7 protein-coding genes are annotated in these 11,231 nt (G+C 66.1%); 1 reads left to right on the top strand and 6 read right to left on the bottom strand.

Features of this window, described 5'->3' with window-relative positions; all coding sequences use genetic code 11:
• Window positions 1-2: 2 nt before the first annotated feature.
• From AC1DT6_RS21960 to AC1DT6_RS21935, 6 genes are all read right to left on the bottom strand, one after another.
• Complete coding sequence (locus tag AC1DT6_RS21960) at window positions 3-434, bottom strand: hypothetical protein (RefSeq protein WP_441634094.1); 432 nt, start codon at window positions 432-434, stop codon at window positions 3-5.
• A gap of 27 nt (window positions 435-461) precedes the next feature.
• Entirely contained in the window at window positions 462-2,309 is a 1,848-nt protein-coding gene (locus AC1DT6_RS21955; RefSeq protein WP_441634096.1) for a GMC family oxidoreductase, read from the bottom strand.
• A 21-nt stretch (window positions 2,310-2,330) separates the two neighbouring features.
• A complete protein-coding gene (locus tag AC1DT6_RS21950; protein WP_441634098.1) occupies window positions 2,331-4,820 on the bottom strand; it encodes a hypothetical protein in 2,490 nt (829 codons plus the stop codon).
• 134 nt (window positions 4,821-4,954) lie between these two features.
• The gene (locus tag AC1DT6_RS21945; protein WP_441634100.1) at window positions 4,955-5,107 is read right to left on the bottom strand and encodes a hypothetical protein; all 153 of its coding nucleotides are present in this window, start codon (window positions 5,105-5,107) and stop codon (window positions 4,955-4,957) included.
• Between the two features lie 64 nt (window positions 5,108-5,171).
• The gene (locus AC1DT6_RS21940) at window positions 5,172-8,816 is read right to left on the bottom strand and encodes a hydantoinase B/oxoprolinase family protein (RefSeq protein WP_441634102.1); all 3,645 of its coding nucleotides are present in this window, start codon (window positions 8,814-8,816) and stop codon (window positions 5,172-5,174) included.
• Between the two features lie 126 nt (window positions 8,817-8,942).
• Window positions 8,943-9,545 (bottom strand): winged helix DNA-binding protein, encoded by a 603-nt coding sequence (locus AC1DT6_RS21935; protein ID WP_045237773.1) that lies wholly within the window; start codon window positions 9,543-9,545, stop codon window positions 8,943-8,945.
• 306 nt (window positions 9,546-9,851) lie between these two features.
• On the opposite strand from AC1DT6_RS21935, the gene AC1DT6_RS21930 reads away from it, so the two are divergent.
• Entirely contained in the window at window positions 9,852-11,195 is a 1,344-nt protein-coding gene (locus tag AC1DT6_RS21930) for an amidase (protein WP_441634104.1), read from the top strand.
• Window positions 11,196-11,231: the final 36 nt, after the last annotated feature.

The following is an 11,231-nucleotide window of genomic DNA, read 5'->3' as shown; positions in this document are numbered from 1 at the left end:
GGTCAGAACACAAGGGAAAAGTCGATCAGGCGATGCTTGTCCCAGTACACAACGCCGAGATAGGCATCCGGCGCGATGCAGCGGATCTCGTCCCGTATCCAGTGCGCCACGACCGAAGTCTCGGCATAGTCCAGGACAATGCACTCCTTCTGGTCGAGCCAGCTTTCACCCTTGTACACCTTCGCCAGGATGGCCTCGAGCCCGAAAGGCGATATCTTGTTCTTGAGCACCCCGCGCCTGGCGTCGAAGACTTTGCCCTGCCAGGCGAAAAGATTGATCATCCTTGCGATGCTCTCGCTGAACACCGTGCCGGGCGAGATGATCGCCGTGCCCGTGGCTTCGCCATCCGGAATCTCGCCGGCCGGGCTGTTGCGGAACAATTCGTCCAGCTGTTCCTGGCTCATCGCCAGCAGCTTGCTCACGTCGTAGGCCATCTTCCACCTCCCTTGTCGATCGGCTGCCTATGCGCCCGTTGTCGTCTCGTTCAAGATGACATCGGCCGCCTTCTCGGCAACCATGCAAATTGCGCTAGCCGGGAAAAAGCCAGGAATCCTCGGAAAAACGGAGGCGTCGACGACACGCAGCCGGCGCGTTCCGTGCACGGAAAAACCGCTGTCGAGCACACCGCCCGCCTCGCGCGGGCCGATGGCGCAGGTACACGATGCGTGGTGCCCCCACGCGTTGTCGCGCACATAGCCAGCCAGTTCCGCATCATCGCGCAGGTGGGCGCCGGGAAGCTGCTCCTGCGCGATCACGCCGCGCTCGGCCAGCGGTACGGCCAGCTTGCGCACGTAGCGGATGGCTTCGATCACCGCGCGCATATCCTCGTCCGAGGCGGCATCGCCCTCCTCGAAATAGTGGAAGTTGATCAGGGGCGTATCGAGCGGATTCGCGGACCGCAGCAGGACCGTGCCCGCGCGATTCTGCGTGTGCGCCTTGAGTATGGCCCAGGTGAGGATATCGTCGCTCTGGGCGAACACCTTGGAATAACCCGGAAAATAGCCGGCAAAGTGCTCGACCAGCGCCATGCAGAAAATATCCGGCACGGGAAGGCCTTTGCGCGAACGCCTCGCCACCGCGATCGCGACGCCGTTGGAAGTGTAGACACCGTGGCGCAGGTCGCGCCAGCTGCAATAGGCCGGGTCGTCCCTCTCGAAGCGGGCGCCGTTCAGTATCTGCCAGGGCCGCGCCATCCGGCTCACGACGCCCACCTCATAGCGATCCTGGAGGTTGCGGCCGACCCCAGGCAGATCCACCCGCACGGGTATGCCATGCTCGCGGAGGTGCCCGGCGGGACCAATCCCCGAGAGCATCAGCAATTGCGGCGTATTGAACGCGCCGCCCGCCAGGATCACCTCGCGGCGAGCGCGCACTTCCTGCCGCACGCCGGGCGCCGGATTTGGCGAGACGTGCGCCTGGTAGAGATGCCGCCCCTTGAGATATTCGACCCCGAACGCGGTGCCGTTCGCGTCGATCAGCACCCTGGTCGCCAGTGCGTCCAGTTCGATATGCAGCCGCGAGGGAAAACGGCCGGCGACTTCCAGCACCCGTTCGCGCGTGCCGGTGCGGGCATGGCCGCTGGTCGTCATCGGCGTATAGCACACGCCATCGAAACATCGTCTTCCCCAGATCCTGGAGTTCGGGTCGCCCTGCCACCGGAAGAAGCGCAGCAAGGCATGGAGCCGCCTCGGCACGCTGCGCGCCGCCATCTCCATCGAGCCGAGAATCAGGCGCGTCAGCGCGTCATCGGTGAGCGCCTGCAGGGGAAACGCGCGCTCCGTGCTGAGCCAGCCGTCCCAGCCGTGGGCAGTGGGATCGAAACCCAGGCGGCGGGCAAGCGCCCACAGCGGACGGTGACGGCATTGCTCCAGCCGCTTGGCATAGCGGCGCATGTGGCTGGCCTTCCACGAGCGGTCGCCGGTCAGCGCGGCAATGCCGTCCCAGTCGGCATCGTGGGGGTAGAGAAAGATCATCGCGTTGTGGGCGGTGCAGCCGCCCAGGGTCGCGGCCCGGGGATAGAGCACGCCTTCGCTGCCGCACTTGGGGTCGCGCCGTTGCTGTGCATCGTCCGCGTAATGACGCACGAAGAAGTTCCAGCTCATCGCGGGATTCTCGGAGGCGCAGGCGTGAAACGCCGGCACTTCGTAATCCTCCGGCAGGCACGCCGCCCCATGCTCGCGCGCATCGCAACCCGCCTCGATCAGGAACACGCGCATGCCTGCTTCAGCGAGCCGCGCGGCGAGCGTGCCGCCGCCCGCGCCGGAGCCAACGATCACATAATCCCAAGCTTCCTCGCCTTGAGCAGACATATCCCCGCCGCGCAGTCTTCATCAGAAGGTCTTGAGAAAGGCAATCAAGGCCCGCTTGTCCTCGTCGCTCAGTACCGGCTCCTGCCCGAACGATTGCTCATCGGCGCTCAGGCCGGCCTGGTTGTTGAACTCCGCCGTGCCGAAGTAATGGCCGCGATTCACCACGAAATCCGGGCATTTGCTCAGGCTCAGCATGGGCTTGACGAGGTTGGCGTAGGTCTTTCGCAGATCGTCGTCGGTGGCGCCCTCCGGTACCGAAGCCAGGTCGGACTTCAGCTTGACCGCAAGGCTCACCACCTTGGCCGCGTGGTCGGCCTTTGCACCGGTTTCGCTGCTTTCCGCCAGCGGCTGGATATTGGCGATCAGGTTGACCGGCATCTGCCTGGGCGCGGGACCGATGGTCACATCGCCTCCGGCCCCTACCAGCCACGGCGCGAAGCGGTGCATGAAGCCTTGCAGCGGCTTGAGCGCATCCGGCACGAAGCCCGCCGGGACAGTGATCTGGCTGCGCTCCGTGGTGCGGTCGATCACGCCGGGCACCTTGGTCCCCAGGACCTCGTCGCGCGCGCGTTTTTCCGGCCAGAGCAATTGCTCGATGGAAGCATCGAATACCTTCACCCGGCTTGCCACCGAAGGATCCTCGCTAAACGGCCCGAGCGCATTGTTGAGGAAGAGCGGCGCAGTCGACCACACGCTGATCAGCGAGGGCACACGCGTGTAGCCACGCCCGCCGGCTGGCATCCGGTACTGCCAGCGCTCACCCGTAAACGGGTCATTGAGCGTGATGGTGCCAACCGATGGCAGCGTCTTGTAGGACTCCGACGAAAAGTTGTCCCAGATATTTCCCCGCAGCGCATTGGTCGCCAGCGGACTGCATGCATTCGTGCGCAGCAGCGTGACGGGAACGCGCGCATCGGACGAAAGATAGTTGCCCTCCAGGAAGTCCGGCGCATTGACGACCTTGCGCATCTGCGCCTTGAATTCGTCCGTTTGCGTCCATTTCCAGTACCGCATGAAGCACGCGAGGTAGTTCGGCCCCGCGCAGTTCTGCAGGTTCAGGCTGGCCGGCGGCGGCGGCGCCTTGCTGGAATGACAGCGTGCGCAGGTATCGGCAAACACGTTCTTGCCCTGTTCAAGCAGCGCGGCGCCGGCCGGCGACGACACGTCCGCCAGGAATGACGCACCGCCCGGCGCATCGCTCAGGTGGTCCGGCGGGGTCGATTTCAGCAGGAACAGCGCCGTATTGAAGGTGCCGGCTTCCGTCGCCTTCCAATAGCTCGAGTTCCTCTGCGCCACGGAAAGTTCGATGGGCGTGATGGACTTGCCGCCGAGGATAGGATTGAAGTGCAGCAGCCACTCCTCGCTGAACAGCCCGATATTCAGGTACACCCGGTTCAGGGCGCCCAGCACCCCGACCGAGTCGGCACCATCCTTGAGGACGTGCGGCGTCCATACCGTATCGGGCGGCGCGTAGAACTGCGTCAGCGCGCCGCTTTTCACGAAGTCGTTGATCTGCCGGTTGTTCAGCTCGCCGCCGGCCAGCTTCTCCTGCCCGATCCGCTTCGCCACGCCCATGCGCGCCATCAGGTCGTAGAGCGCGTTCATGGTCCTGGGGTTGTTGATGTTGTCCGTGGAGACCAGCGAGGTATCCATGGCGCCCGGCCGGAACGTATGCACGAGTTGGAACATGAAATTCTGCTGGCCTTCGCGCGTCGATGCATTGTGGATGAAGAGCCGGTCCACCCACATATACTGCGCGCCCACCGTGGAGCTCAGGTCGGCCCATTTCGGATGCGCCGGGTCCGCGGGCGGATGGACCGGGCTGGGGCCTGCGTGGCAGAAGCCGCAGGCCATGCCCACGCGATAGGGGCGCACCAGGTCGGCTCTGTTGTAGTAGGCCGGATCGGTGTAATAGCGCTGCGGATCCCACGCCTTTGCGGCCTTCTCGTCAAAAGCCGGATTGGGAAACAGGCGCAACCCGACGATGCCGGTGGGATAGCCGTAGTAGGAGCCGACCGGGAGCTTCGCGCCGTTCGAGAAAGTGGTGCCGCGCGCGCCGGTCCTGACCCCTGGATAGGCCTGTTCGTTTTCGAACGGATCGGCCGGGCAATCCTTCACCCGTTGGTCGAGCCATAGCCCGAAGCGTTGCGGATCGGGCGCGAGGGGCTTTTCGAAACAAGGCTCGTTGACCAGGCCGAGGGAGCTCCAGCGGGTGTCGCGCGAATAGCCCTGGCCGGGATGCGAGCTGATGGACTTGAGCAGGTCGAAGGCGCCGAACGTGAAGTTCGTCATGCCGTCCCAGAACCTGTCGTTGCCGCCACTCCAGACGAGCCACATATTGCGGCCCATGATCTCTTCCCTGGTCAGGGCGACACCACGATCCATATCGTGAAAATAGTCTTCCGCGGCGTGCCGGAACGACTCCGCGCCGCGGCCCGCCTGCTGCGCCTCGTCCAGGACGTGACCCGGTTCCGGTTTCGAACACCCGCCCACGGCGATCGAGCCAATCAACGCAATAACCAGAACGATAGCTCTGCTGCCTGGATTCACCGCCGCCCCTCCCTGCCCAAGAGAATCGGCCATTTATCGCGCTATGGCCTTGCACCCCGGAGTCTTGATAAACCTAGGAATGACCTGGGGATAAGTCAAGGAAATTGCTGCAACGCGGTTATTTCAGCGTCGTCGCCAGGAGTGCCGGAGTTGCCGAAAATGGTGGATCTGAAAATCCGGATGACGGCCTTGAGGCCAAGTGACGAAAGACGGATCTGTTCGACGTTGAATTCTGCTTCGCGCGCCATGAATGGCAACGAGCCGAAGCGCTCTCGCTTCGGCTCGTGAAAACATCGAGGACGTTCGCGGTCCCTACGCCGCCCCGAAGCCGCCGCCCCCCGGCGTTTCCACCACGAAGATATCGCCCGCCTCCATCTCGCAGCGGCCGACATGGCCCAGCGCCTCCTCGCTGCCATCATGGCGCACAACGTAGTTGCGCCCCATGGCGCCGGGCTCGCCGCCAGCCATGCCGAATGGCGCATGCAAGCGGTTATTGGACAGGATCGACGCCGTCATCGGCTCAAGGAAGCGGACCTTGCGAATACCACCGTTGCCGCCATGCCGCTGCCCGGCCCCACCCGATCCCGGCCGGATCTCATAGCTTTCCAGCCGCACCGGGAACCGCCATTCCAGCACCTCCGGATCGGTCAGGCGCGAGTTGGTCATATTGGTCTGCACCACGTCGCAGCCGCTAAAGCCCTGCCCGGCGCCGCTGCCACCCGAGATGGTCTCGTAATACTGGTAGCGATCGTTGCCGAAGGTGAAGTTGTTCATGGTGCCCTGGCTGGCCGCCACCACGCCCAGCGCGCCGTAAAGCGCGTTGGTGATGCAAGAGGAAGTTTCCACGTTGCCCGATACCACCGAAGCCGGATAACGCGGATTCAGCATCGAGCCCTCGGGAATGATCACCCTGATCGGCTTGAGGCAGCCGGCATTGAGCGGGATATCCTCGTTGACCAGCGTGCGGAACACATAGAGCACGGCCGCCATGCACACCGCGCGCGGCGCATTGAAGTTGTTGGACAACTGCGCCGACGTGCCGGTGAAGTCCACCACCGCTTCGCGCCGGACCTGGTCCACGGTGACGCGCACCCGGATCTGGGCGCCGTTGTCCAGCGGATAGCGATAGGCGCCGTCCTTGAGCGCGGTGATGACGCGGCGCACGGCTTCCTCGGCGTTGTCCTGCACGTGCCCCATATAGGCACGCACCACCGGCAGGCCGAACTGCACCACCATCTTGCGCAATTCCTCCACGCCCTTGGCGTTGGCCGCCACTTGGGCGCGCAGGTCGGCCATGTTCTGGTCGATATTGCGGGCCGGGTAGCGCGCGCCGGCCAGCAGCGCGCGCATGCCGGCATCGTCAAGCACGCCGGCCTTCACCAGCGGGAAGTTGTCGATCATCACGCCTTCCTCCTCGACCACCGTGGAGTCCGGCGGCATCGAGCCCGGCGTGATGCCACCGATATCGGCGTGATGGCCGCGAGAGCCGACGTAGAAGAGAATCTCCGCGCCGGCCTCGTCGAAGACCGGCGTGATCACCGTGACGTCGGGCAAGTGCGTGCCGCCGTTGTACGGATCGTTCAGCACGTAGACATCGCCGTCGGCCATGCGACCGGCATTGCGCGCGATCACGGTCTTGATGCTCTCGCCCATCGAACCAAGATGCACCGGCATATGCGGGGCGTTGGCGATCAGGTTGCCGCCGGCATCGAAGATCGCGCAGGAGAAGTCGAGCCGCTCCTTGATGTTCACCGAGTACGCCGTGTTCTGCAGGCGCTGGCCCATCTGCTCGGCGATCGACATGAACAGGTTGTTGAAGACCTCCAGCATGACCGGATCGGCGTCGGTGCCCATCGCGCGCCGCCGGGGACGCGGCACGGCGCGGGTCAGCACCAGGTGGTCGCGCGCGGTCAGCTCGGCCTGCCAGCCGGGCTCCACCACCGTGGTGGCATTGCGCTCGGCGATGATGGCCGGTCCCGGCAGCACGTCGCCGGGTCGCAGCGCATCGCGCGGGAACAGCCCGGTATCGTGCCAGTTGCCGCCGCTGAACATGCGCACCTGCTCCGCCGGCACCGGGCCGCCTGCGCGCGGCGGCGGCTCGGGCAGCTTTTCCTCGGGCGGTTCGCTGCTGCCGATGGCTTCCACCGACACGGCTTCCACCACCAGCGGCTTGCCTTGCATCAGGAAGGCATAGCGCTGCCGATAGGCCGCATCGAACGCGGCCTGCATGGCAGCCTGACTGCCGAATGGCACCACCAGCGCCGAATCCGTGCCCTCATAGCGCAGGTGCGCGCGGCGCACCACGTCGATCTGCGCCTCGGCCACCTCCTGCTCCAGCAACTCCCGGCGCGCCTCGCCTGCCAGCGTATCGAGCACAGCCTGCAGCACGGGCAGCGCCGCAGCGTCGAGCCGCGCCTCCACCGCCCGCTCGCGCATCGCGGTGCGGTCAGCCAGCCCCATGCCGTAGGCCGACAACACGCCGGCCAGCGGATGCACGAACACGGTCTGCATGCCAAGCGCGTCCGCCACCAGGCACGCATGCTGGCCGCCCGCGCCGCCGAAGGTGGTCAGCGTGTAGCCCGTCACGTCGTGGCCGCGCTGCACCGATATCTGCTTGATCGCATTGGCCATATTGCCCACGGCGATCTCGATGAAGCCCTCGGCCACCTGCTCGGCGCTGCGCGCATCGCCGGTGGCGGCTGACACGGCTTGCGCCAGCGCCTCGAACTTCGCCACCACCACATCGCGATCCAGCGCCGCATCGGCGCGCGGGCCGAACACCGCGGGGAAATGGCCCGACTGGATCTTGCCGAGCATGACGTTGCAGTCGGTCACCGCCAGCGGGCCGCCGCGCCGGTAGCTCGCCGGCCCGGGATTGGCGCCGGCGGAATCCGGGCCGACGCGGAAGCGGCTGCCGTCGAAATGCAGGATGGAGCCCCCGCCCGCGGCCACCGTGTGGATGCTCATCATGGGCGCGCGCATGCGCACGCCCGCCACGCTGGTTTCGAACACGCGCTCGAAATCGTTGGGATGGCTGCCGTTGAAATGCGAGACATCGGTGGACGTGCCGCCCATGTCGAAGCCGATGATGCGCCCGAAACCGGCGCTCTGCGACGAACGCACCATGCCGACGATGCCGCCGGCCGGGCCGGACAGGATGGCGTCCTTGCCCTGGAAGCGGTGCGCATCGGTCAGGCCGCCGCTGCTCTGCATGAATTGCAGCCGCACACCCGGCATCTGCTGCTCCACCTGTTCCACGTAGCGGCGCAGGATCGGCGACAGGTAGGCATCCACCACCGTGGTATCGCCCCGCGAGACCAGCTTCATCAGCGGCGACACCTGGTGCGACACGGAGATCTGCGTGAAGCCGGTCTGCCGCGCGATCCGCGCCGCCGCCAGCTCGTGCGCCGCTTGCCGGTAGCCGTGCAGGAACACGATGGCGATGGCGCGGATGCCGCTGTCGAACACGCGCCGCATATCGGCGCGCAGCGATGCCTCGTCGAGCGGCGTCACCGTTTCGCCCCGCGCGTCCAGGCGTTCGCCCACCTCCACCACTTCGCGGTAGAGCAGCTCCGGCAGCACGATATTCAGGTCGAACAGCCGGGGCCGGTTCTGGTAGGCGATGCGCAGCGCGTCCCGGAAACCGCGCGTGATGAACAGCGCCACCGGCTCGCCCTTGCGTTCCAGCAAGGCATTGGTCGCCACCGTGGTGCCCATCTTCACCACCTCCACCTGCGCCGGCGTGACCGGCTCGTCGGCCGCCAGCCCGAGCAGGTGGCGGATGCCGGCCACGGCGGCGTCGCTGTATTGCTCCGGATTCTCGGACAGCAGCTTGTGCGTGACCACCGTACCGTCCGGCCTGAGCCCGACCACATCGGTAAAGGTGCCGCCGCGGTCGATCCAGAATTGCCAGCGGCGGCGATCCGAGACATTGGCGGCGGAGAATGGCAGCGACATATGGGAGATTCCCTGCAGCGGTGTGATGGCAATGTCGGGGAAAAACCTGGAACGTCAGGCAAGCGATTCCCGTAGCAGCCCGGCCCCGGGCCGCTACGGAAGTCGCCGCTGCATCGGCAAGGGCGGTTACAGCGACGTGGCCGAGCGCGCGGCCTGCTCGTACAGGCCGGTCAGCACACGCAGCAGTCGTGCCAGCTCGCCGATCTCGGCGTTCTCCGCGCTGCCCGCGGAGAAATTGCTGGTCAGGCACTGCTCCCGGATCTCGCGGTAGCGCGCGCAGGCTTCCGTGCCGGCTGGCGTGGTGATGTAGGTGGCTTCCTTGCCGACCCGCTCGCCCTCCACCAGCGCCAGGCCCTGCAGCTTCTTGAGCGCGTAGGTGACGAGGTGGGTGTCCTCCACATTGAGCACAAAGCAGATATCGGCCAGCCGCTTGGGACGCGCGCGGTGGTTGACATGGTGGAGCACCAGCACATCCAGGAAAGTCAGGTCGCGCACGCCGGAGGCGCCCATGCAGCGCACCACCCAGCGGCTATAGGCGTTGTAGGCCGTGTTCAGGCCGAACTCGAACTCGGACAGTTCCGGGCTGCGCTCGGACACCAGGTGCGAAGACGACACGATATTCGGCCCGGACGATCGCGCAAACGCGCTGGCCGCGGACCGCGCGGACGCCTCGTTCCCGCTGCCGTCGTCGTCGGCCCGGGCTGGCTCGGATGCTGGCTTACGCGCCATGTCTTCACTCCTTTCGTGGGTTGGTGCCTGGACGGTATGACAAGGATGACTAGGTATATCCCCGATGCCGCCGCCACCATATTTGGCTTGACAGTTTATTAACAAATTATGAGGATAAACACAAAATAAATCCAAGCAAAACATCGGAGATGTCACCGTGGATTCTGCACGAAAACAGGGCGGAGAAAGCGATTCACGCACTATCCCAGGGACCTTCTCGCGCCCGGCAATGGGCTGGTTGCGCGGTGCGAATGCACTGGATAGACTCGATCCGAACCCTCCTGAGCGCGATTGAGCGCGAGCCCAATGTCCACGGATATCCATACATTACAGACAAAACTTCGCGATGGCGCGACTTCGCGGGCCGACGTGATCGCTGAAGCGGAGCAGCTTGCGCAGACGCCGGCGGCCAATGCCGTCTTCCTGCGCACCACCTTCGACGCCGCGGCGCAGGTAGCGCGGGCGGCCGACGCCGCCAGCCTGGCCGGCAAGCCCCTGCATCCCCTGGCGGGCCTGCCGGTCTCGGTCAAGGACCTGTTCAATATCGCCGGCGAAGCCACGCACGCCGGCTCACCGGTACGCAGCGACGCGGCGGCAGCCACGGCCGATGCCACGGTGGTGCGCCGGCTGCGCGACAGCGGCGCGGCCCTGGTGGGCCGCACCAACATGACGGAGTTCGCCTTCTCCGGCGTGGGCATCAACCCGCATTTCGGCACGCCCGTGAACCCGGCGGATGCGCAGGTGGCACGTATTCCCGGCGGGTCGTCCTCCGGCGCCGCCGTCTCCGTGGCGCTGGGCCTGGCAGTGGCCGGGCTGGGCAGCGATACCGGCGGTTCCATCCGCATCCCAGCGGCCCTGTGCGGCCTGGCCGGCTTCAAGCCCACTGCCCGCCGCGTGCCGCTGGACGGCGCCTTCCCGCTGTCTTACACCCTGGATACCGCCTGCGCCATGGCGCGCACGGTGCATGACTGCGTCCTGGTGGACAGCGTGATCGCCGACGAGGCTGTCATCCCGGCCATCAAGGCCGCGGCCGGCATTCGCCTGGCCATCCCGCGCCAGTACCTGCTGGACGACCTCGACCCCGTCGTGGCGCGCGCCTTCGACCGTGCCCTGGGCCGGTTGTCCGCGGCCGGCGTGCAGATCGAGCACATCGACCTGCCCGAACTGACCGAACTGCCCGCCATCAACGCCGCGGGCGGCTTCACCGCCGCCGAGGCCTATGCCATCCACCGCCACGCGCTGGCCACCCGGCGCGAGCAATACGACCCCCGCGTAGCCTCGCGCATCGACCGCGGCGCCAGCATGGGCGCAGCCGACTATGTCGACCTTATGCGCGCCCGCGCCGACTGGATCGCGCGGGTTGCGGCGCGCATCGGCGGCTTCGACGCCGTGGCCTGCCCCACCGTGCCGATGGTGGCGCCGCCGATCGCCCCGCTGGTGGCGGACGATGCCCTGTTCTTCCGCACCAATGCCCTGCTGCTGCGCAATACCTCGGCCTTCAACTTCCTTGACGGCTGTTCGATCTCGCTGCCCTGCCACCAGCCCGACGAATTGCCGGTCGGCCTGATGCTCTCGCACGGTGCGCTGCGCGACGCGCAACTGCTGGGCACGGCAATTGCATTGGAATCCATCGTCAAGCCGGCCGCCTGAGGCGCCGGGCCAAGCCGCACACCGCCGTGCAATCCA

Source organism: Cupriavidus sp. 01L45 (genome assembly GCF_056399885.1).
This window is presented reverse-complemented; position numbering and strand designations above follow the sequence as displayed.